This is a genomic window from Rickettsia helvetica (assembly GCF_963970025.1).
GTDB lineage: Bacteria > Pseudomonadota > Alphaproteobacteria > Rickettsiales > Rickettsiaceae > Rickettsia > Rickettsia helvetica.
In genome coordinates this window covers 33,492-54,831 of sequence record NZ_OZ018776.1, presented here as the reverse complement: position 1 = coordinate 54,831, position 21,340 = coordinate 33,492, and the positions used below count along the sequence as shown (strand labels likewise).

Below are 21,340 nucleotides of genomic sequence, written 5' to 3'. Positions count from 1 at the left end.
AAGATCAATTCCTTAATATCACCTATGGGGTTTCAAACGTAACACGCTGATTAGCTCCAATTGTTATTTTATCGGGGGATATATTATATTTGCTGTTCTACTTTCTTCGGTAACAGTAATAGTTCTATATTTTGGATCGTTCATATTTTCCTCTTTGAATGAATTTTAAGTTGTAAAATCATTACTGCAATATTCCATATACTACTTCAATTAAAATTTTTTTTAATTTAGCTCTTTACTCGATTTATAATTACTATTATAGTGCATTTTTTAAATTTAAGCGGCTATGGCATTAAGATTGTATTATGGTCTAATGCTTTATAATTATTTTTGATATTAATAAGGTACATGCCTCGGCATGGTTGTTAGAGCAGGGAAGGTATAGATATATTGTAGGAGGCAGTAAAGTTAATAAGATATCAAAAAATGAGAAAAAGCAAAGAGAAGAAGACGTTCTATACATACATCAGAGGTTAGCAGCCCTACAGGAATATCTAAAAACGATAAATAATTCGGGTCTTCATGCAAAAATCTTACGATAAATAAAAAGATTAGAGCAGAAAATAGTAGAATTATTATCTTATCAAGATGAACAATTTGTAAGTAGTACTATAGAATATGGCATTACCGATAATCAAAATATGGGAGTACATTTTTTGTACAAAGAAGATAAATTTTTGAATGAAAAAAACATAAGCACGGATGCTTCTATTTACTATAAATTGAAGCTATTTGAAGATAACGATTTTGTTATTTCGGCTCAGCCTAAAATTTTAATGAGTAAGAGTAAAAAACTTAAAGAAGATTTTTTAGGGGAAGTATCATTATTAATGGGAATGTCTAAAAATATTCGCTCTGTTACTATCTTTAATCAAAATGTATTTAGCTTTGGACATTCAATTAATAATATAGATTCTCGGAAGATGTATTATAATTTTTCTACTTGCGAGGGAATTAAATTTAAAAACGGCATAATGCTTACTAGTTTTACAAAATACCATATTCGGCAAAATTACGGTTATGTATATGGTAGTTCGGTTTATGAACAGTTAGGTATTGCCAAGATAATTAATTTCGGTAAGGAAAATAAAAATTCAATCACTACTCAAATCGGTTATTTTTGGGATCGCAGCCTTTCAAATAAGAAATATAAAATATCAGGTATAAGTTTTTCAACATGGTTAGATGTATAAATGAAGATATAATATTACAGATAATCAGAGATAAAAACTTATTAGGTAAAAAACAAGCTACTAGTTTAAAAGCTATTATCGAAGAAGCAATTATCGATAATGAGATAATGATTGATATATTATATAGAAAATAAAATATTGCCGCTAATAAGCAATATTTCTTATATACAAGCCTATGTAGTGAATGGTTATTTTATATATGAAGATGTTCACGGTAATAAAATAACTACTATAAAATGATCTAAAAATATTGTTTAGTAATAATAATATTTTTAGATCTATAATGCTGATCAAGAAATATTATTTTTATAAATTATTAGAAAAAAATTTCGCTCATTTAACTAGTATCAAAGCAAAATATGCTCTTGAATTTAAAGTCGGACCGATTATTGCTAAGAATATTAATTATACCAATAAAATAATAATATTTTTTGTCGTGTTTATAGCCACCTTGATTTATCTGCCGGTTTTATTTCATGTTGCTCATAATATAAGCTATTGTTTGCAAAATATTTTAAAATCTCTGTTGTTTATAAGGACAGTAAGAGAATTGCCTTTGGTACGGTTGCATGGTTCTTTTGATGTCATTCCTGTGAAAGATTGCTTGGGTGGATACCAAAGTCGTCATTGCGAGCGACTGAAAGGAGCGTGGCAATACATAAAAATGATAAAAAAATGCTATGCATTTTTTACTGGATTGCTTCGTCAAAATTTTCAATTTTTCCTCGCAATGACGACGAAACCTATCCACGCAACAATGCCTTACATAGACGACAAAGCAAATAGTATCCAAGATTATCAGGCGAAACCAAAAATTTCTCAAAATGAGGAAAAAGCTTTACCGGTTTATACAGTTTTAGTGCCGTTATATAAAGAATTAAGTAAGTTAAGGTCAATAATTAAAAATATTTCATTAATTAATTACCCAAAAGATAAGTTAGATGTTAAAATTATTATCGAAGATGACGATTCTCTAATGATTAAAGAAGTAGCCTTATATAATTTACCGTCTTATTTTCATGTTATACTTGTTCCGAAAAGTCTACCAAGAACTAAAAAGCCGAAAGCCCTTAATTATGCTCTAGAATATTCACGTGGTGAGTATCTAGTAGTATATGATGCTGTGAAGATAAACCTGAATCTGAACAGCTACTTAAAGCTCTAGCAATGTTTAGAAACTTGCCTCTAGAATATGCTTGTCTTCAAGCTAAGCTCAATTTTTATAATAAAAATGAGAATATTTTAACCAAAATGTTTAATATAGAATATAGTTTATGGTTTGAATATATCTTGAAAGGATTTTAAGTTTGCTAAAACTTCCTACACCTCTTGGTGGTACTAGTAATCATTTTAAAACGGATATATATTAAATAAGCTTGGAGGATGGGATGCTTATAATGTAACAGAAGATGCCAAGCTTGGTATAAGAATTTACTCACAGCACTAATAAAGTAGCTATTCTTGATTCCTATACTCTAGAAGAAGCTCCGAATAGTTTAGGTAATTAGCTAAATCAAAGATCATGTTGGATTAAAGGCTTTTTGCAAACATTTTTTGTATTTAAAGCACAAAAAGATAAATATCAAAAGTTTACTTTATTGCAAGTAATAACAATTTATATTTTCATCGGCTTATCTACTTATAATTTTTGGAGTTTACCCTTTATAATATTTTCTATTATTATAAATAAAAATTCTATAATTAATCATTTATGGCTTATTAATAGTGTTTTTTCGCTGTTATATTTATATGGTACTGCTCTGTGTATATTAAAGAATTCTTTAAAAAGCGGAAAAGTAAAATTTCAGGATATAGTAGCTTTGATCTTATGGGCTAGTTATTTTATATTACATTACATACTGTAGCTTCATATAAAGCAGTATTTGAAATAATTTTTTGTCCGTTTAAATGGAGTAAAACTAAACATGGAGTTAGTTTAGAGGATTTTGAGAAAGAATAGACCTCTTATATACTTCGAGTAAATGAAGAGTTGTTATACGAAGTTCGACTTGGAAAAGAGTAATCTAGCTGTAAGCTGAGGAGCAGCAGCGGTTATTAAATGTTCAGCATCCGAGGACTTATAGAGCCATTGTCACTAATTTTTCAAGTTGAACGAGTATATAACCTATCTTATAAAGAAGAATTTGAAAGAGGTCTAATAAAAAAAATTATTCTTTCCCCTTGAACTAATAAAAATAAAACATATATAGTATGTACATTTAAAGATTTAATAATTGGAGGTTAAAATGTCTTTTAAACCATTACATGATAGAATTGCAATAAAGCCTATCGAACACGAAGAAAAAACTAAAGGTGGAATTATTATTCCGGATACCGCAAAAGAAAAGCCGATGCAAGGTGAAATAGTAGCCGTAGGTAACGGTATTCGTAATAAAAAAGGCGAAGTTCATCCTTTAGAGCTAAAAGTAGGCGATAAAGTTTTATACGGTAAATGGGCAGGTACCGAAATTGAAATTAAAGGCGAAAAACTGATCGTTATGAAAGAAAGCGACGTATTTGGTATTATTAATTAATTAATTATTTATTTTAAGGAGAAATTAAATATGGCAACAAAACTTATTAAACACGGCTTAAAAGCTCGTGAGCAAATGCTAGAAGGCATTGATATACTTGCAGATGCAGTAAAAGTTACTTTAGGTCCAAAAGGCAGAAATGTACTTATCGAGCAATCATTCGGTTCACCGAAAATTACCAAAGACGGTGTTACGGTTGCAAAATCGATTGAGTTAAAAGATAAAATTAGAAATGCAGGAGCTCAGCTATTGAAATCAGCTGCTACAAAAGCTGCAGAAGTAGCCGGTGACGGTACTACTACAGCTACGGTACTTGCTAGAGCTTTGGCTCGTGAAGGTAATAAGCTAGTAGCTGCTGGTTATAATCCTATGGATTTAAAGCGTGGTATGGATTTAGCGGTAAGCGCAGTAGTAGAAGAAATTAAAAAATCTAGTAAAAAGATTAATAGTCAAGAAGAAATCGCACAGGTCGGTACTATATCTTCAAACGGCGATAAGGAAATCGGTGAGAAAATTGCTAAGGCAATGGAGGAAGTCGGTAAAGAAGGCGTGATAACCGTTGAAGAAGCAAAGAATTTTAGCTTCGATGTTGAAGTAGTTAAAGGTATGATGTTTGATAGGGGTTATCTATCACCGTATTTTGTAACGAATTCTGAGAAAATGGTTGTTGAGCTTGAAAACCCTTTCATCTTACTATTTGAGAAAAAATTATCAAATTTACAACCAATGTTACCTATACTTGAGGCTGTAGTGCAATCACAACGCCCACTATTAATTATTGCTGAGGATGTTGAGGGCGAAGCTCTTGCAACGCTTGTAGTTAATAGATTACGTGGTGGTTTAAAAGTTGCGGCAGTAAAAGCTCCCGGTTTTGGTGATAGAAGAAAAGCAATGATGGAAGATATTGCTATCCTCACTAAAGGTGAGCTTATTACTGAAGATTTAGGTATGAAGCTTGAAAATGTGAGTATTAAGAGTCTAGGGACGGCAAAAAGAGTAACAATTTCTAAAGAAAATACCGTAATTGTTGACGGTAGCGGTGATAAGAAAAATATTGAAGATAGAGTACTGCAAATTAAATCTCAAATAGCTGAAACTACTTCTGATTATGATAAAGAAAAACTCCAAGAGCGTTTAGCTAAACTTTCCGGCGGTGTTGCCGTGTTAAAGGTCGGCGGTGCTACGGAAGTTGAAGTGAAAGAGCGTAAAGATCGTGTTGAAGATGCACTTGCTGCTACAAGAGCGGCAGTTGAGGAAGGTGTTGTTGCCGGTGGCGGTGTAACATTACTTCATGCATCACAAACTTTAACAAAGCTTAAAGTAGAGAATAAGGATCAACAAGCAGGCATTGAAATAGTAATAGAAGCTTTAAAGGATCCGCTAAAACAGATTGTTGAAAATGCTGGTGAAAACGGTGGCGTAGTAGTTGGTAAATTACTAGAACATAAGGATAAAAATTATGGCTTCAATGCTCAAGATATGCAATATGTCGATATGATTAAAGCAGGAATTATTGATCCGGCTAAAGTAGTGCGTACTGCACTTCAAGATGCTGCTTCCGTTGCTTCGTTAATTATTACCACGGAAACTTTAATTGTTGACGAACCTTCTGATAAGGAAGAGCCAATGCCAATGCGTGGCGGTAGCATGGGTGGTATGGATTTCTAAGTCTATATCTCCATAAGATGGGTAAGCAATAGGTCTAATAAAAACCCGTCTTGTTGTATTGCTCGTTTCCGTCATTGCGAGAGGAGGCATTGTTGTGTGGATCGATTTCCCTGTCATCCCGCGTGAGCTTATAGCAGGATCCAGTTTAAAATACTAAAATTTTAGTATTTTAGTTACTTTTATGGATATCGTGGTCAAGCCACGGTATGACACCGAGTGCGTTTTTTCGATCCACGCAGACAATGCCTCCTTGCAATGACGATTTTAACAACGTTCGTACAACACATGATCAAGTTGCAGTATGACACTGAAAAACTGATTTATGCAACAAATGGGTTTTAAAGCGATTCTTCGCTTAATTTAAAAATAAATTCTTTAATAAAACTCTTCCCCAAAAAATAAAGTATAGAATTTCTTGTAATTATTTCAATAAATGATTGTAAATATTTTTTAATTAATTATAATAGCTCAACCTTTGGTATTTATCCTATGAGCCTGTTAACAAAATAATTTTAAAGCTAATTACATTCTTTTTAACTACAATTATAAGATGTTTTTGAAATAGGGATATCTATTACTGCAAAAATCTTATTAATTTTCGTTTAAAAATCTCTTTAATTATCAATTAAAGTTATTTTTGTTAACAGCCTTAGATAGGATGATCAAAAGGTTTAAAACGGTTTTACGCCTTAATTATTAAGAATAGATTTCTTATTGAAGCTATAGGCAAGGTTAATCTATAATGTATATATTCGTTTAATTTTAAAAATTAGTAATAAAAATTTCTAGCTTTTGGTTGGTTAAACTACGCTAACTAAAATTAGTAAGGTTTTAGAAAAATTACTATTCTTATTTTAAAAAAATCTTATAATTTATACAGTTAAGAAAGACTAAAATAAGATAATTTAAATTTTATATGTAAAACTTAAAAAAATTAGGTTCTAAAAGAAATCTAAATAATGTGAATTTAGGAATACAAGATAAAATAATAGGGTAGTGCGAAGCTCGCCACAAGCTTAATTTTTCCTATTAATATTTCTAAAAATAGCAAATTAATTAGAAATATTAATAGAACTTAATAAGTTTATTGCTTTAATTGGTGTTTAGTTATTCGTAAGTATAACTATTAACTGAATTAGTATAAATTAAGGAGGTAGTTTTGCTCCAAAGGGTTATTAAATATTTAAATCATAATTTATCTAAACATGATATTGCTGCTCAAATAACAGGTAGGATCAAACATCCAATATCAATTTTATATAAATTATATCGTAAGGGTATAAAGTTAGAAGAATTAACAGATATTTTTGCGATAAGAATAGTGGTAATAGATGAAGAGAAATGTTATAAAGCTTTGAAAGTAGTTCATAATCTTTATGAGCATGAAAAGAATAAATTTAAAAATTATATTCTTAAGCCTAAACCAAACGGCTATCAATCTTTGCATACTATTATTATAACTGAAGATAATTATAAAATAGAGATACAAATACGTGATCATAAGATGCATTATCATGCAGAGATCGGTGAAGCTGCACACTGGAAGTATAAAAATAGTTTTTAGCTGATATACACTTCTTTTCTTTCTAAAGTAGTATTGCATACTCCTTTAGAAAGAAGTTTGAAATAATGAGTATCCAAGATGAAAGACGGCTTCTATCTTGGATACAAATTTAATTTGTACTAGTTAGGAGTTGATCTGACAGTATTGAGTAATCAGGCAGCTTGATAAGTTAAGGTCAAGTTGTCTGATATTGTCTCTATATTATCAATATTTTTATTAATTGCAATATAAAGAGAATCTTTAAAAGTTTGCATTGGCGTTTTACCGTAACAATGTTTACCTGAATGAGTTCTTTCATTATTATAACCTACAAGCCAGTTATCTATATCAGTTTGTAGCTCTTCTAATGTAGAATAAAACTTTTTGCGGAATAAAATGTGATAACATTCTTCTTGCATAGTTGTGTGGAATCGTTCACATATCCCATTAGTTTGAGGACTATAGGCTTTAGTTTTAGAATGATCTATATTTTCAATACCAAGATATAACTGATAAGCATGATGCTCAGGCTTGCCACAATACTCCGTTCCTCTATCTGTTAATATCCGAACCAGAGGAATATTATAGCTTTCAAAAAATGGTATAACCCTATCGTTAAGATGGTCTGCACTCGTTATAGCTGTTTTTTCTGTATAAAGTTTACAAATAGCAATAGAATAAGTATCAACGAAAGTTTGCTGATAAATACGTCCTATACCTTTTATATTCCCTACATAATAGGTATCTTGAGAACCAAGATAACCGGGATGTAAACTCTCAATCTCACCGCTTGCTTCACGTTTGTTTTTTACTTTTTCAAGAGCTGTTAACTGTATATCATTTAGAATAATACCGTCGCTTGCTACCTTATTTTCTAAAGCTTTTAAGCGTTTCTTAAAATTTTCTAAATCATGACGAAGCCAAACTGATCTTACGCCTCCTCCTGAAATAATTATTCCTTTCTTGCGTAGCTCATTAGCTGTACGTTCTTGACCATAAGCGGGATATTCAACTGTAATATTAACTATAGCATCTTCAACACTTGCTGGTACTCGGTTCTTTAAACAAGGCTTTCTTCTGCTCATCTCATATAGCGCTTCTTCTCCACCTTGTTCATGAAGCTCTTTATAGCGGTAAAATGTATCTCGGCTATAACCCATTACTTTACATGCTTGCGATACGTTACCTAGTTGTTCTGCTAGTTGTAATAAACCAATTCTTGGCTTTATTATTTTTTGTTGGTATATTGTCATCTGACAGTCTCCTTTTTTTAGAGGTTGTTAAATTTTTGCCGGGTACGAGTATATCTTTTTTTTTGTACCCAACAACTTCTTACTGTCAGATCAACTCCTAACTAGTACATTTAATTTATTTTTTTATTTTGTATTGTTTTGAAGTTTTAAAAAGAAATTTCGTAAACCGACTTTTTGAAATATTTCTTTTTGCTCTGAAGGGAAATGTTGCTTGATAAAATTAGTGCAAACATTTAATAGTTGTTGTTCTACGGTTCGTATTTCTAAATAAGCTGCTATGAGTAAGAAGCTTTCTATAGTTTCTTTTACTGTTTCTAAAGCCTTTTCCGGAGATTTAGCATTTATAGTTTGTAAATTATGTAGGCGATCAAATACTTTAATAAGTGCGATATCATATCTTTGTTCTTGGATTAGTAAATTTAACATTTCACCAGAGCTAATTTTACCATATGGCTTAATTCTTGTTAAACGTTCTACGCTATCGGCAATATTCTTATCAAAAATTTTGCTAATATCAAGCATGTATAAGTATTGTATCCTCTATAGTATCATGAAGAAGGGCAACATTTATCATATATGATTTGTAAAGTTTAGGAGCTTCAAGAGCCGTAAAATCTACAAGCATGATTGCAACTTCTATAGGATGAGAAATAATATAAGGTTCCCCTGATTGACGCATTTGAGAAGCGTGATATTTACGGGTATAATAAGTATCAATATCTTCCATAAACCTACTAATTATTTAAACTTCTTTCAAAAGGAGTATATGCATACAATTAGTATAAAATATTTTTATAAGAAAATTAATAAGATTTTAGAAAGACATGATATTGATAATCAATGGTTAAGCACAAATTAAACTATATCTTGATTTTTAAATAGGGTTAATTTTTGTGATTTTTTTACACAGTTACATTACATTAATATTAATTTTTGTTAATGTAATAAATTGAATATATCACTATAATAATAGCTAGTAGCTTAAGTAAAAATATAAAAATAGTTAATAAAATTTAATCAAGAGAAAAGCATTTTTTTATTTATTCTCAAATATTTTTTCACTTTAGTGGTTTATAACTTCTTGCAATATATTAAAAATTTAGTAAGCATTGTTAATTGTAAAGGTAGATTTATTATTCAATCTATTTTTATTTCAAGAATATTTATAATTTTTAGCAATTAAACTAAGAGGTTATTATGCCGTTAAATTATATGATCACAGCGAGATGGGAAAAAGAGCAAGCTGATTGGTATAATCCATTACATGTTACAATCAAAAATAACACTGATCAGGATCTAAATTCACCTGAAATAAGTTTTGACATTAGTAAAACACAAAATATTAGCGGTGAAGTTAGAGCATATACCGGTTTTGCTCAACAAACATTTACTCCGCCTGTAATTAAAGGAAATTTATTAGAACATTTTTCACTACTAAAGGCTAAAAGTTCTACAACTTTAACGTTTGGCGTTAATTTTTCTAATACTTCTACTTATCCCGCATTACCAGAAAAATTTACTTTAAATGGTAAAGAAATAGTAATACCTGAAGATCATAATCCTCCTACACAGCCAAAAGATATAGAAACAGTTTCTGCTGGCCCTATAAGCATTGGTTTACATTGGCAAGAAAATACTGACAATGAAAACAAGGAGTTGAAGGATATGAAGTACGCTATAAAGCAGCTAATAAAGGTGCAGAGCATACAGTATTTACTACAACCAATAGCATTGCTTTAGGCGGTCTTACTGCAAATACAAACTATGATATTAATATTGTGGCAAAGGACTATGTCGGTAACACTTCTGTTCCAACCACATACCACGCTTCTACAGATGCACCTTTAGCAGGTCCTGCACGTTGGCAAACCGGTACTCAAATTAAAGGTTCTCCTTTTGTTGATGCCACTTCTTGGCCAACACCTCCTATTGATCAGTGGTCTAACGACTCAGGAGTAAAAGGATATTTTCTAGGATTTGTTACAGCTGCTCTTGCTAGTAAAAGCATTGGTCATACCAGCAAAAATACTACAGAAGTAAAAGCTTGTTGGGGTGGTAGCTTAAATATCTATGATGGAAATAATGGTGAGAGTTATAATGGGGATGTAACGGTTTCTGATTATTACAAATCTTATATTAATAACATAAGAGCAAAAGGCGGTGATGTGATTCTGTCTTTTGGTGGTGTATCAAATGAGCCAATAGAAGGACCAATAACAGATATTAAAAAGATTGTTGATATTTATTTAAAAACTATAAATAATTATAAATTAACTGCAATAGATTTTGATTTTGAAGGTGGTTTTTTAGCTCATAATGAAGCTTTAAATAGACATATTTCAGCAATAACTGAAGTAATTAAAGCGAAACCAGAATTAAAAATCTCTTATACTTTACCTGTAGATAGTACTCCTGGTTTAATGGGTTTTAATGGGAACGGCGGAATATTCCTTAAAAAATTGCATGATGCCGGTATTACCCCATCACTTATTAATGGTATGTCAATGGAATTTGGTCAAGGTTCAAGTACAAAGCTTTTTGAGTGTGCTAGACTTTCTCTTGAAGGTGCAGATAATCCAAATCCTGATGGAAGTCAGAGAGGAGCGATAAAACAAATTAAGGAGATTTGGACCAATTTAAGTATAGAACAAATTTACAAAATGACCGGTTTATGTACAATGTGTGCTAAACATCTTAATGGAAAAGTAAACACAGTTAAAAATCAGCGAGAAATAAATGAGTATTTTGTTGGTCCTAAAGGACTTGGAAACGTAAATGGTTGGGATGCTTCAATAGACAAATATCCTGAAAAAGGTGGTGGTGGTTATGCACTATACGACTATAGTAAAGTAGTCACTGCTTATGCACCAGTTTATGAAGTACTAGGGTCATGCAGATCATCATCATTAAAGTTAAAATTATAGCAAAAATTAACAAGATATTGACATCAAATTCAAAGTAAGTCTGTACTAACTACTATAAGTAGGTAAATACAAGACCATTTTTATAAAATTTGGTGTCAATACCTTACTGGTTTAAATTTATGCTAGTCACCAGTCGAGCTAATGGTGAAAAGTAGTTAGGCAGGTTGATAAGTAGTTATCAGCCTGTTTAATTATTGAATTATCTACTCAAAGCTTTTAGACCTTCCTTTAAGCCGTCTTTTATAAATGAAATTTTAGCTTGTTTGCCGTCTGCGGTAATTAGTTCTATATAATTATCATTAGATAAAATCATGTCTAGATCGTCTTTTGTAATAATAGCTAAAGCCTGACAGCCGTTTACCGTACAATTTACGTATTTTCCGGCTGCTATTCGTTTGTCACCGCTATTAATAACTGTACCTGCCGGAATTTGAACATTTGACGGGACTATTTCGATTATCTTTAATTCCTGTTCTTCTTGCTTCCCATTGAAATAACCTATGTGATAAATGGCTAATATTTCCTTTTCTTTATCTTTCTCTAGATTATTAATTTGTTGTGATAAGAAGCAAAGTTGTTTTTTGTCATTATTAAGAGTACAATTTAAAGTCCAAGCCCCGTACTTTTTTGGTGCCGTTGATGCGTTGACGTTTTCTATGCTATACAAAACAAAAGTGCCGGTTATTATAAATAACCCACTAAAAACAAAGGCAATTTTTTTTATACAACCTGTCATATAATTTTTAACCTCCTTAAAAGCGTATCTGTAAACAAATTTTAAAGCTAATTCAATTCTGTATTGCTACAAATTATAAGATTTTTTTGAAATAGGAACTACTATTCCTTCAAAAATCTTATTAATGTTCGCTAAAAAATCTCTTTAATTAACAATTAAAGTTTATTTACAGATACGCTTTAAAACATTTTCTTTTCCTAGAATTTCTGCAATTTCAAATACGCTAGGTGAAGCTGTCATACCTGTTATTAAAGCTCTTACGGGTTTCATAAGCTCATTTAGTTTTAAGCCATTGTTTGTTGCTATTTCTGTAAATTTATTCTGTATGGATTCCTTATCAAACTTCTCAAGTTTGCTTAAGCTTTCTATAACTTGCTTGAGCAAATCTTTATCGCAATTTTCTATAATTTCTTTTGCATCTTGGTTGCAGATGATAGGCGAATCTACGAGATAAATCTGAGCAAGCCATGCTAGATCGAGCAATGTTTCACTTCTAACTAATAAGCTTGGTATTGCTTGTTTTATATAGCCTATTTCCTGCTCACTAACCTTATAATTTTGTTTCAATATCTCTACAGTCTTTGAAGTTAAACTATCATTGTCAAGCATTCTTAAGTAATAAGCGTTAAGGCTATTCATCTTAGCAAAATCAAGCTTAGCAGGTGATTTACCGAGTGAATCAAGATTAAACCATTCTATAGCCTGATTTATTGAGATCATTTCATCATCACCGTGGCTCCATCCAAGACGCAATAAATAATTACACAAACTTTCCGGTAAATATCCCATATCCTTATAAGCTTCAACGCCTAAAGCTCCATGCCTTTTGGATAATTTTGCCCCGCCTGCCCCATGAATTAAAGGTATATGAGTCATGCTCGGTACTTCATAGCCGAAAGCCTGATAAATAGCGATTTGCCTTGCTGCATTGGTTAAATGATCATCACCTCTAATAATATGAGTTATACCCATATCATGATCGTCTACTACAACGGCTAGCATGTAAGTAGCACTGCCGTCTGCTCTTAATAGTACCATATCGTCTATATGAGAGTTTTCAATTACTACCTCGCCTTGTAAGGTGTCATGAATTGTTATGCTGCCCTCTCTTGGAGTTTTTAGACGTATTACCGGCTTAATATCAGTAGGGTAGGTAGACGGATCTTTGTCACGCCACTCGCTATTAAAAATAAAATGCTGTTTATTTTCTAAAGCTTTTTGTCGCTGTCTTTCTATTTCTTCTTGGCTAGTAAAACAATAATATGCTTTACCGTCTTGCAGTAATTTTAACGCCGCTTCTTTATAAAGATCATTGCGTTTAGACTGGAATATAACTTCACCGTCCCAATCAAGCCCTAGCCATTTTAGACCTGAGAATATAGCTTCTACTGCGATGTTCGTTGATCTTTCTTTATCTGTGTCTTCAATGCGAAGCAAAAACTTACCGTTATGATGCCTTGCGAACAAGTAGTTAAAAAGGGCAGTTCTTGCCGAACCTATATGTAAAAACCCCGTCGGTGACGGAGCAAATCTAGTAATTACGCTATTAGTCATTTATTATCTTTTTTAAATATATAATAAGAACTGTGTCATACCATGGCTTGACCACGGTATCTAGAAAAACAATTAAAAATACTAAAATTATTAGCATTTTAAGCTGGATCCCGCGATCAAGTCGCGGGATGACACATACTCTTTCTCCCCAAACATATAAAATAATTTACGTCTATATCATCGTTTAATTTCCATTCATTTTTAGCCAGATCATATACCAAGCCTTTCAGCTCTTTAATTTCAATTTCGGTATCCGTAAGCATTTCATAAATTTCCAACGGTTTTAAGAATTTGCTATAATCATGAGTGTTTTTAGGCACCCAACCTAAAACATATTCAGCAACTATTATTCCAAGTATATAAGCTTTTTTAGTGCGGTTAATCGTAGAAATTATTGCCATACCGTTTGGCTTAATATGCTTCACTAGATTCAGTATAAATTGCTGTACGTTTTCTACATGCTCAATAACCTCGAGACAAATTACCACATCATATAGCTTGTCGCTCTTTAATTCTTCTATAGTAGATTGTAAATAATTTATCTTTACACCGTTTTCCTTAGCATAAGCAGTTGCCGTTTCAATATTACTTTGCAGTGCATCAATGGCCGTAACGTTAAAGCCTTGAGCTGCTAGAGGCGTTGCTACTAGTCCTCCACCGCAACCAACGTCTAATATTTCTAATTTAGAAATATCGTTGTATTGCGTAGTTATTTTCTCTATTATATATTCAAGGCGAATAGGGTTTATGCGATGTAAGATACCGAACTCTCCGTCCTTATTCCACCAATTATGAGAAATTTTCTCAAATTTTTCTAATTCTTTTTTATCAATTGAAGACATAATTTTTATAATATAGAGATGCTTCTTATAATACTAGCCTTAATTTTAATTAGCTGCATATTTGCCCCCCTTGGCTGCATTGCCTTATGGAAGAGATATATTTATTTCGGCGATGGGCTTGCTCATAGTAGTTTTTTAGCGGCTAGCATAAGTATTATAGCACATTTTCCATTAATATATTCAGGTATAATCGTTGCAATTCTTTTTTCGTTTTTTTTGTTTATTTTTAAAAATAATTCTGAAAAAAATGCAGTTATTAATTTGATTTCTAGCTTTATGCTAGCTGTTGCTTTAGTTATTAATTATTTTACTTCTTTGCAGAATAATATAGTGAATTTGTTGTTTGGGGATATTTTATCCGTGTCTTTTAATGATTTGATTATACTTGCAATAGTGTTAATAACTATTATAGGCTTTATAGTATATTTTTATAATCAAATTCTTCTTATAATCATCAATAGAGATATTGCAGTCATAAAAGGCTTAAAGGTTAATATTATTGAGCTAATATTTTTACTGCTGTTATCATTTTCCGTACTTTCTGCTATAAAGATTGTCGGAGTACTTATGGTAACTGCTATTTTACTTATTCCTGCAATGATCGCACGGTTTATAGCATATAGCCCCTCGCAGATGATGATAATATCAATTGTTATCTCTTTATTTATTAATTTTTGTGCCGCACTTAGCTCTTTCTATTTTAACCTACCTTTAACTCCATTGTTTATTATATTAGGTACGTTTATTTATTGTTTGTTGTATTTAAAGCGATTATTATGAACAAAAATGAATTTACTGAATATGTCAAAGAATTGTTAGAACCATATGGTTCAGTAGCCGTTCGTGCAATGTTTGGTGGATATGGTATATATAAGGGTGGTTTTATGATAGGAATTATTATGAGCAATGAAATTGTATTTTAAGTCAGACCTAAGCACTTATGAATATTTTCAATCCTTCGGTTCTGAGCCATTTATATATCAAAGTAAAAGTAAACTTATAACGCTATCATATTGGAAGGTGTTACCTGAAATTATGGAGGATCAAGAGTTATTAGGTAAGTGGTTTAAATTAGCGTTGAATGCTGCTATTAATAGTCAAAAGAAAAATAAATGTCACCCCGTGGTCAAGCCACGGGGTGACACTGAACGGGTTTTTCAAGCCATGCAACGACGCCGGTCAAGCCACGGTATGATACGAGTGGTTTTTCATAATCTCAAGATAGTCAATTTTGCCGTTTGCAAGCAGAGGTATTTCTGAATCGGTAATAATTACTTTCGGTAAATGTAGTAAAGAAATTTGAGCTTTAGATACGGCATCTGCAAAGTTCTCTCTATTTATATCGGAACCGGTAGTAAGTAAAATAATCTTTTCTCCGTGCGTTTTATCGGGAATAGAAATAGCAGCGTGCAAGGAATCAAGATTAATTTCGCTTGCAAGTTCTTCAATTTTTGTAAGAGATATCATTTCCCCTGCTATTTTAGCAAAGCGTTTTAAACGTCCTAAAATTGTTATATATCCTTCAGAATCTATCTTGACTATATCGCCAGTGTCATACCATTCTCTATAAGTATGGTTGCTTTCTAAGTCTAAGTAACCAAGCATGATGTTAGGACCCCTAATGAATAAACGTCCCCCTTCATTTATTCCCTCTACTTTCTCAAGCTTATAATCAATTTTCGGTAATAATCTTCCTACCGTGCCTGCTTTATTATGCATAGGGGTATTGCAAGCTATAATAGGTGCGGCTTCTGTAATCCCATATCCTTCAAAAATACGTATGCCGTATTTATTAAGCCAAAATTGTCTTGTAGATTCTTTTAATTTCTCGCTACCGGCAAATACATAGCGTAATGAGTAAAAATCATATGGGTGAGCGTAATTAGCATAACCGTTTAAAAAAGTATCGGTAGAAATTAATATAGTTGCTCCGATATCGTATATAACTTCAGGAATGCTGCGATAATTTAGTGGAGCAGGATATAGAAACAGTTTAATACCGTTTAAAGTTGTAATAATTGCACCACCAAGACCAAAACAATGAAATAAAGGTAATGAGTTAAATACTATATCTTCAGGGCTAAAAGGTACTTTAGCAGTTATTTGATATCTATTAGTTTGTAAATTTCTGTGAGATAGTAATACGGCTTTAGGTTCACCTTCAGTACCTGAAGTAAAAATTATTACTGCCGGTTTTTCGTCATCACGATTACGACAAAAATAATTGTAATAAGTTTGGGCAAAATAACTTCCTATTTTTGCTTTTAGTTTTAGAGCTGTACCAATCTGATTTTTAAAATCTTCTAAATATATTATTTTAATACCGAAATCTAATAAGTTAGTTATTAATTCATGTAAATTTGCTTTCTCGATAAATTGTTTTGAAGTGTAAACTACTTTAATTTGTGCAAGTTTACAGGAGTTAATAATAGTACTTATGCCGCTGCTCCAGTTAATTATAGCAGGAACATAACCGCTAGATTGCATAGCGTAAAAAGTAATTAACGTATTTGTGGTATTAGACAACATTAAGCCTAAATTTCTGCCAAAGATATTATTCTTTTTGATTAAATCACCTAGGATAAAAGATTTTAATATTAAATCTCGATAAGTAACCGCATTATTTTCAAAATCATCAACTATTTTTTTCTTAAATCCATGAATTTTAGCAGCTTCTATAAGAGATGAGAATAAAGTATTTTTATAGTCTGAACTCTCAAACATCATGTCAGCCATGATATCATAAAGAGTCCTAGATATATAACTGCGTCGTTCTTGATTACTTGTAGCATCCATATTAGCGAATTTTACCGGCGGTAAAACGGTTATAGTAATTTTAGGGAATATTTTTCTTTTTAATATGTTTTTTAATTTTGATAAATGAGTAAATTGAGTTCCGTCTATTCTAACCGGTAAAACGGTAGCACCGGCTTTATCGGCAATCATTCCCGGTCCTTCATATATTTTCATTAAAGAGCCGGTAACGCTTATTCTACCTTCAGGGAAAATTGCTACTTTCTGATCCTTTTGTACTTCTTTTACTAAAGTCTTTATTGCCATTGGATTACTTGGATCAACCGGCAAAGTTTTAGCCATACGCAAAAACGGTTTAATCCACCATATTTTTTGTATATCAGGACTAATTGCAAAAGTCATTTCTTCTCGTAAGTAAGTAGCAATTAGCGGCGGGTCGAGATATGAAATATGATTAGCGACAACTACTACTTTTTTGCCTGCTTTTTGAAAATTTTCAAATCCTTTAACTTCAACCTTATACATAAGATCAAAACAGATTTGGAATATTCTTCGCAATAGCTTAAACGGAATAATTTTAACTTCAGGTATTAAGCGGTAAATATATATAGTGACGATTATATTAGCTAGGCTAATAAACAATATAATCCAGGGTATAGTGAAATTTAGGTAAAATAATAAAGATAAAATAATTGTTGATCCCACCATGAAAATGGAATTGATAAGATTGTTAACGGCAATAATTCGGCTACGATGAGCGGGGTTTGCGTAATGCTGTAATATCGCAAAAAGAGGAACGATATATAAACCACCTATTACCGCTAAGAAAAATAAATCTATAACTATTCGCCAATTATGTCTTTTAGATAAAAATACTAAAATACTTTTTAGCTGAGTAGGTTCATAGTTAACTGAACTAATTCTACTTGCAAAGAATAAATCAATACCGAAAATACTAATGCCTAGGGCTGAAATAAATAGATATTTAATGGTAATTTCATCTTCAAATATTTTGCTACATAAAAACGAACCGACCCCTACACCAAGCGAGAAAACCGCTAAAAATAAGTTAGCAACATTCTCATCAGCTTTAAAAGTTATCTTAGCAAGTAAAGGTATTTGTGAAATTATAGCAGCTCCGATAAACCAAAACCATGAAATACCAAGTATAGCTAAATATATCTGTTTTTTTGCTTTGGCATATTTAATCATATTTATGCTTTCATCTATAATATTAAAATTTATTTTAATATCACGATTTGCGTTTTTAGATTTTGGGGAAAAAAGGCTTGTAATAAAGCCGAGAAAGGCGATGGTAATTAAGGAATAAATTATAAAATTATTGCTGATTGTATAATAGCTGCCGATTATAGTACCGATAAAAATACCGATAAAAGTTCCGGCTTCAACAAAGCCGTTAGCTCCAAGTAGTTCGTCTTTATTTAGGTGATCGGGTAATACGCTATATTTGATTGGACCGAAAAAAGTAGAGTATATACCCATTAAGCAAATAGAATAGAACAGAATTAGCAGATTATTATGATGAAATCCGTAAATTGCAAAGGCAATTATACCGATTTCACAAATCTTAATAATTTTAATAAGATTTGCACGCTCGTATTTATCGGCAATTTGTCCTGCTATGCTTGCGAATATTATGAAAGGTAGTACAAAAGTAGCATTAGCAATTAAAACAAGTAGATTATTATATTTACTTAAAGCTCCTGAAACACCGTAAGTTATAAGGATTACTAGAGCATTTTTTAATATATTATCATTAAGACAACCGCATAACTGCACTATAAAATTTGGTAAAAATCGTCTATCTTTGAAAAGATATAATTTGTTTGTATCCATGATGTAAAATATTTTAAATGCCCATTTTGTTGGATTTTGATGTCATTTCTGCAAAGGCAAAACTTTGTTGTATGAATCCGACGTCATTCCCGCATAGGCGGGAATCCAGTAAAACCTATAAAAAACTTGTTTTTTTAGGTTTGTTAATAATGTGTAGCAATATTAAGGTTATTTTTCTGGATTCTCCCGCCTACGCGGGAACGACATCAGAGCCACGCAACAACGCCTTTAATCGCTCGCAATGACTGTTTTATTACCAATACAATAAAACCTAAACTCTCCAAATATTAGCAATTTATATTAATATGTCAAATTGCATATAGATAAATACTTTTTAATGAGGATGATTTAAATCTTCATAATAATCGTGCATTGCTTCTCTATTAGCAGGAATATTATCATTAGATTTCCCTGTATCTTGTTTGGGAATAAAAATAGAAAAAATTTTACTGATTTTAATTATTATTTCATGTAAACTCATATTTTATTATCCTAAAAGTTATTTTCTATTATAGTATCAATTTTTTCTTTATTATTCTTTTCTTTTTGTACTTTCTTTCTTCTTTGTAAATTCTTTTTTAAAGCAGTTGATAAGTTATTAAATTTAGCTGCTGGTTTGGCTATTGAAGGTTTTTCTTTGGTATCTTCGGTAGATGACATAAATAATTATCTTTTCACATTAGCATTATTATATTATATTATGGATATTTTGAAAAATAAAACTATAAATATCTATGAATCAAAGTAATATAATCTCTCCTGAGTTATTGGATGAGAGAAAAAATATTGCAAGGCAAGGGGGTGGTGAAGCACGAATCAAAGCCCAGCATCAAAAAGGTAAATTAAGTGCGAGAGAACGGATAGAAGTATTACTAGACCCGAATAGTTTCACCGAAACAGGTATGTTTGTGTCCCATAGATGCGATAATTTCGGGATGCAGGATAAAAAGTTTTTAGGTGATGGTGTTGTAACGGGACACGGTACGATAAACGGTAGGTTGGTATTTATTTATAGCCAAGATTTTACCGTACTCGGCGGCTCACTCGGCGAATATCATGCTAAGAAAATCTGCGATATTATTGATCAAGCTATAGCAACTGGGGCTCCCGTAATCGGTATTAACGATTCGGGCGGAGCAAGAATTCAAGAAGGCGTTGATGCTCTTGCCGGATATGGTGAATTATTTCGGCGTAACGTTTTAGCTTCGGGAGTCATTCCACAAATTACCCTAATTATGGGACCTTGTGCCGGTGGTGCAGTATATTCTCCTGCCTTAACTGATTTTATATTCATGGTTAAGAATAGTTCTTATATGTTCGTAACCGGTCCTGATGTAGTTAAAACAGTTACAGGTGAAGAAGTAAGTCAAGAAAAGCTCGGTGGTGCCTATATGCATACCACCAAAAGCGGCGTTGCCGATCTTGCATTTAATAATGATATAGAAGCATTGCTTGAAATTCGTAAGTTCTTTAATTTCCTGCCGTTATCCAATCGTAGTCCTCTTCCCGTTCGTCCGACCGTTGATCCTGCTGATAGAGTTGACATGTCTCTTAGTACGTTAATACCTAATACTCCCAATAAGCCTTACGATATGAAAGAGCTTGTCGAGCGTATCGTTGATGAGGGGGAGTTTTTTGAATTGCAGCCCGATTTCGCTAAGAATATCATTATCGGATTTGGTTATATGGAAGGCTATCCAGTAGGATTTGTTGCTAATCAACCATTGTATTTAGCAGGATGTTTAGATATAAACGCTTCAAGAAAAGCAGCAAGATTCATCAGGTTTTGCGATGCGTTTAATATTCCTATAGTAAGCCTTGTTGATGTTCCAGGGTTTCTGCCTGGTACATCTCAAGAGCATGACGGTATTATTAAGCACGGTGCTAAGCTGTTATATGCTTATGCGGAAGCTACGGTGCCGAAGATTACCGTAATTACCCGTAAGGCTTATGGAGGTGCTTATATAGTTATGAACTCTAAGCATCTTAAAGGCGATATAAATTATGCTTGGTTTAATTCGGAAATCGCCGTTATGGGAGCAGAGGGAGCAGCCGAGATAATATTTAAGGAAGAATGTAAAGACGCACAAGCCAAAAAGCAAAAAATCGATGAGTATAAGAAAGTGGTAACATCGCCTTTTGTTGCGGCATCTAGGGGGTATTTAGATGATATTATAAGACCACAAAATACTAGATGGCGAATATGCAAGGCATTAAATTTCCTACGTACTAAAAAGGTAGAATTGCCTTGGAAGAAACATGATAACTTGCCGCTTTAGCTGTCATCCCGGGATCAAATCGGCGTTGTTGCATAGGTCGTTTTATGTCATTCCTAGCTCAGCATTGTTGAGATACCTAATCGTCATTGCGAGCGACTGAAAGGAGTGTGGCAATCCAGAAAAAATAATAAAAAAGTTCTGTAAATCAGAATTTTTTGCTGGATTGCTTCGTCAATTGCTATGCAATGACGAAAAATACAAGA

22 protein-coding genes and 1 pseudogene are annotated in these 21,340 nt (G+C 32.2%); 14 read left to right on the top strand and 9 right to left on the bottom strand.

Annotated elements, in window-relative coordinates; all coding sequences use genetic code 11:
* The first annotated feature begins 656 nt into the window (after window positions 1-656).
* The 7 genes from AB1146_RS00320 to AB1146_RS00290 all read left to right on the top strand — a co-directional run bounded on the left by AB1146_RS00320 (window position 657) and on the right by AB1146_RS00290 (window position 6,959).
* A complete protein-coding gene (locus AB1146_RS00320) occupies window positions 657-1,193 on the top strand; it encodes a hypothetical protein (RefSeq protein ID WP_040611414.1) in 537 nt (178 codons plus the stop codon).
* Window positions 1,178-1,327, top strand: coding sequence for a hypothetical protein (locus AB1146_RS00315; RefSeq protein ID WP_232203671.1), 150 nt, complete (start codon window positions 1,178-1,180; stop codon window positions 1,325-1,327). Before AB1146_RS00320 ends, AB1146_RS00315 begins: the two co-directional genes overlap by 16 nt.
* Window positions 1,328-1,476: 149 nt before the next feature.
* Complete coding sequence (locus tag AB1146_RS00310; protein ID WP_355404007.1) at window positions 1,477-2,358, top strand: glycosyltransferase; 882 nt, start codon at window positions 1,477-1,479, stop codon at window positions 2,356-2,358.
* Between the two features lie 376 nt (window positions 2,359-2,734).
* Entirely contained in the window at window positions 2,735-3,058 is a 324-nt protein-coding gene (locus AB1146_RS00305; RefSeq protein WP_232203673.1) for a hypothetical protein, read from the top strand.
* Between the two features lie 381 nt (window positions 3,059-3,439).
* Window positions 3,440-3,727: a co-chaperone GroES gene (locus AB1146_RS00300; protein ID WP_010421837.1), complete on the top strand. Its 288-nt coding sequence runs from the start codon at window positions 3,440-3,442 to the stop codon at window positions 3,725-3,727.
* A 30-nt stretch (window positions 3,728-3,757) separates the two neighbouring features.
* Window positions 3,758-5,395, top strand: a complete 1,638-nt coding sequence (groL, locus tag AB1146_RS00295; protein ID WP_010421840.1) for a chaperonin GroEL — start codon at window positions 3,758-3,760, stop codon at window positions 5,393-5,395.
* Between the two features lie 1,159 nt (window positions 5,396-6,554).
* Window positions 6,555-6,959: a bifunctional (p)ppGpp synthetase/guanosine-3',5'-bis(diphosphate) 3'-pyrophosphohydrolase gene (locus tag AB1146_RS00290; RefSeq protein ID WP_010421843.1), complete on the top strand. Its 405-nt coding sequence runs from the start codon at window positions 6,555-6,557 to the stop codon at window positions 6,957-6,959.
* 152 nt (window positions 6,960-7,111) lie between these two features.
* Here the strand turns inward: AB1146_RS00290 and AB1146_RS00285 are convergent, their stop codons facing one another.
* From AB1146_RS00285 to AB1146_RS00275, 3 genes are all read right to left on the bottom strand, one after another.
* A complete protein-coding gene (locus AB1146_RS00285) occupies window positions 7,112-8,191 on the bottom strand; it encodes an IS481 family transposase (RefSeq protein WP_010420735.1) in 1,080 nt (359 codons plus the stop codon).
* A 123-nt stretch (window positions 8,192-8,314) separates the two neighbouring features.
* The gene (locus AB1146_RS00280; RefSeq protein ID WP_232203674.1) at window positions 8,315-8,713 is read right to left on the bottom strand and encodes a hypothetical protein; all 399 of its coding nucleotides are present in this window, start codon (window positions 8,711-8,713) and stop codon (window positions 8,315-8,317) included.
* Window positions 8,706-8,918, bottom strand: a complete 213-nt coding sequence (locus AB1146_RS00275; protein WP_232203675.1) for a hypothetical protein — start codon at window positions 8,916-8,918, stop codon at window positions 8,706-8,708. Before AB1146_RS00275 ends, AB1146_RS00280 begins: the two co-directional genes overlap by 8 nt.
* A gap of 470 nt (window positions 8,919-9,388) precedes the next feature.
* Here AB1146_RS00275 and AB1146_RS00270 point away from each other — a divergent pair, with 470 nt between their 5' ends.
* The gene (locus AB1146_RS00270) at window positions 9,389-9,931 is read left to right on the top strand and encodes a hypothetical protein (RefSeq protein ID WP_010421849.1); all 543 of its coding nucleotides are present in this window, start codon (window positions 9,389-9,391) and stop codon (window positions 9,929-9,931) included.
* Window positions 9,932-9,969: 38 nt separating this feature from the next.
* Window positions 9,970-11,115, top strand: coding sequence for a hypothetical protein (locus AB1146_RS00265; RefSeq protein WP_010421852.1), 1,146 nt, complete (start codon window positions 9,970-9,972; stop codon window positions 11,113-11,115).
* Between the two features lie 199 nt (window positions 11,116-11,314).
* On the opposite strand, the gene AB1146_RS00260 is transcribed toward AB1146_RS00265, so the two are convergent.
* The 3 genes from AB1146_RS00260 to ubiG all read right to left on the bottom strand — a co-directional run bounded on the left by AB1146_RS00260 (window position 11,315) and on the right by ubiG (window position 14,247).
* Window positions 11,315-11,851 carry an invasion associated locus B family protein gene (locus tag AB1146_RS00260; RefSeq protein WP_010421855.1) on the bottom strand — a complete coding sequence of 179 codons (537 nt, stop codon included), beginning with the start codon at window positions 11,849-11,851 and terminating at the stop codon, window positions 11,315-11,317.
* A 162-nt stretch (window positions 11,852-12,013) separates the two neighbouring features.
* Window positions 12,014-13,405 carry a glutamate--tRNA ligase gene (gene gltX, locus AB1146_RS00255; protein WP_010421857.1) on the bottom strand — a complete coding sequence of 464 codons (1,392 nt, stop codon included), beginning with the start codon at window positions 13,403-13,405 and terminating at the stop codon, window positions 12,014-12,016.
* Between the two features lie 116 nt (window positions 13,406-13,521).
* On the bottom strand, window positions 13,522-14,247 hold the full coding sequence (ubiG, locus tag AB1146_RS00245; RefSeq protein WP_010421860.1) for a bifunctional 2-polyprenyl-6-hydroxyphenol methylase/3-demethylubiquinol 3-O-methyltransferase UbiG: 726 nt from the start codon (window positions 14,245-14,247) through the stop codon (window positions 13,522-13,524).
* Window positions 14,248-14,265: 18 nt separating this feature from the next.
* Here ubiG and AB1146_RS00240 point away from each other — a divergent pair, with 18 nt between their 5' ends.
* From AB1146_RS00240 to AB1146_RS00230, 3 genes are read left to right on the top strand one after another with little or no spacing between them, the layout of a single operon-like run.
* A complete protein-coding gene (locus tag AB1146_RS00240) occupies window positions 14,266-15,027 on the top strand; it encodes a metal ABC transporter permease (RefSeq protein ID WP_010421862.1) in 762 nt (253 codons plus the stop codon).
* Complete coding sequence (locus tag AB1146_RS00235; protein WP_269572114.1) at window positions 15,024-15,170, top strand: TfoX/Sxy family protein; 147 nt, start codon at window positions 15,024-15,026, stop codon at window positions 15,168-15,170. Before AB1146_RS00240 ends, AB1146_RS00235 begins: the two co-directional genes overlap by 4 nt.
* On the top strand, window positions 15,154-15,507 hold the full coding sequence (locus AB1146_RS00230; protein ID WP_269572115.1) for a TfoX/Sxy family protein: 354 nt from the start codon (window positions 15,154-15,156) through the stop codon (window positions 15,505-15,507). Before AB1146_RS00235 ends, AB1146_RS00230 begins: the two co-directional genes overlap by 17 nt.
* Here AB1146_RS00230 and AB1146_RS00225 read toward each other — a convergent pair.
* From AB1146_RS00225 to AB1146_RS00215, 3 genes are all read right to left on the bottom strand, one after another.
* Window positions 15,427-18,858: an acyl-[ACP]--phospholipid O-acyltransferase gene (locus AB1146_RS00225; protein ID WP_010421865.1), complete on the bottom strand. Its 3,432-nt coding sequence runs from the start codon at window positions 18,856-18,858 to the stop codon at window positions 15,427-15,429. The two genes, AB1146_RS00230 and AB1146_RS00225, sit on opposite strands and share 81 nt — an antisense overlap.
* 334 nt (window positions 18,859-19,192) lie before the next feature.
* Entirely contained in the window at window positions 19,193-19,339 is a 147-nt protein-coding gene (locus AB1146_RS00220; protein ID WP_010421867.1) for a hypothetical protein, read from the bottom strand.
* Window positions 19,340-19,350: 11 nt separating this feature from the next.
* Window positions 19,351-19,518 carry a hypothetical protein gene (locus AB1146_RS00215; protein ID WP_010421869.1) on the bottom strand — a complete coding sequence of 56 codons (168 nt, stop codon included), beginning with the start codon at window positions 19,516-19,518 and terminating at the stop codon, window positions 19,351-19,353.
* A 74-nt stretch (window positions 19,519-19,592) separates the two neighbouring features.
* Between AB1146_RS00215 and AB1146_RS00210 the strand changes: the two genes are divergently transcribed.
* Both AB1146_RS00210 and AB1146_RS00205 read left to right on the top strand, forming a co-directional pair.
* On the top strand, window positions 19,593-21,137 hold the full coding sequence (locus tag AB1146_RS00210) for an acyl-CoA carboxylase subunit beta (protein WP_010421871.1): 1,545 nt from the start codon (window positions 19,593-19,595) through the stop codon (window positions 21,135-21,137).
* A 63-nt stretch (window positions 21,138-21,200) separates the two neighbouring features.
* Window positions 21,201-21,324 (top strand): annotated as a pseudogene (locus AB1146_RS00205) (zinc ABC transporter substrate-binding protein); the annotation flags it as partial.
* Window positions 21,325-21,340 lie beyond the last annotated feature (16 nt).

Coding starts and splice junctions, on each gene's coding strand:
- AB1146_RS00315 (WP_232203671.1), top strand. CDS start 1,178: ATGGTTAGATGTATAAATGAAGATATAATATTACAGATAATCAGAGAT.
- AB1146_RS00310 (WP_355404007.1), top strand. CDS start 1,477: ATGCTGATCAAGAAATATTATTTTTATAAATTATTAGAAAAAAATTTC.
- AB1146_RS00300 (WP_010421837.1), top strand. CDS start 3,440: ATGTCTTTTAAACCATTACATGATAGAATTGCAATAAAGCCTATCGAA.
- groL (WP_010421840.1), top strand. CDS start 3,758: ATGGCAACAAAACTTATTAAACACGGCTTAAAAGCTCGTGAGCAAATG.
- AB1146_RS00285 (WP_010420735.1), bottom strand. CDS start 8,191: ATGACAATATACCAACAAAAAATAATAAAGCCAAGAATTGGTTTATTA.
- AB1146_RS00280 (WP_232203674.1), bottom strand. CDS start 8,713: ATGCTTGATATTAGCAAAATTTTTGATAAGAATATTGCCGATAGCGTA.
- AB1146_RS00275 (WP_232203675.1), bottom strand. CDS start 8,918: ATGGAAGATATTGATACTTATTATACCCGTAAATATCACGCTTCTCAA.
- AB1146_RS00270 (WP_010421849.1), top strand. CDS start 9,389: ATGCCGTTAAATTATATGATCACAGCGAGATGGGAAAAAGAGCAAGCT.
- AB1146_RS00260 (WP_010421855.1), bottom strand. CDS start 11,851: ATGACAGGTTGTATAAAAAAAATTGCCTTTGTTTTTAGTGGGTTATTT.
- gltX (WP_010421857.1), bottom strand. CDS start 13,405: ATGACTAATAGCGTAATTACTAGATTTGCTCCGTCACCGACGGGGTTT.
- ubiG (WP_010421860.1), bottom strand. CDS start 14,247: ATGTCTTCAATTGATAAAAAAGAATTAGAAAAATTTGAGAAAATTTCT.
- AB1146_RS00240 (WP_010421862.1), top strand. CDS start 14,266: ATGCTTCTTATAATACTAGCCTTAATTTTAATTAGCTGCATATTTGCC.
- AB1146_RS00235 (WP_269572114.1), top strand. CDS start 15,024: ATGAACAAAAATGAATTTACTGAATATGTCAAAGAATTGTTAGAACCA.
- AB1146_RS00230 (WP_269572115.1), top strand. CDS start 15,154: ATGAAATTGTATTTTAAGTCAGACCTAAGCACTTATGAATATTTTCAA.
- AB1146_RS00225 (WP_010421865.1), bottom strand. CDS start 18,858: ATGGATACAAACAAATTATATCTTTTCAAAGATAGACGATTTTTACCA.
- AB1146_RS00220 (WP_010421867.1), bottom strand. CDS start 19,339: ATGAGTTTACATGAAATAATAATTAAAATCAGTAAAATTTTTTCTATT.
- AB1146_RS00215 (WP_010421869.1), bottom strand. CDS start 19,518: ATGTCATCTACCGAAGATACCAAAGAAAAACCTTCAATAGCCAAACCA.
- AB1146_RS00210 (WP_010421871.1), top strand. CDS start 19,593: ATGAATCAAAGTAATATAATCTCTCCTGAGTTATTGGATGAGAGAAAA.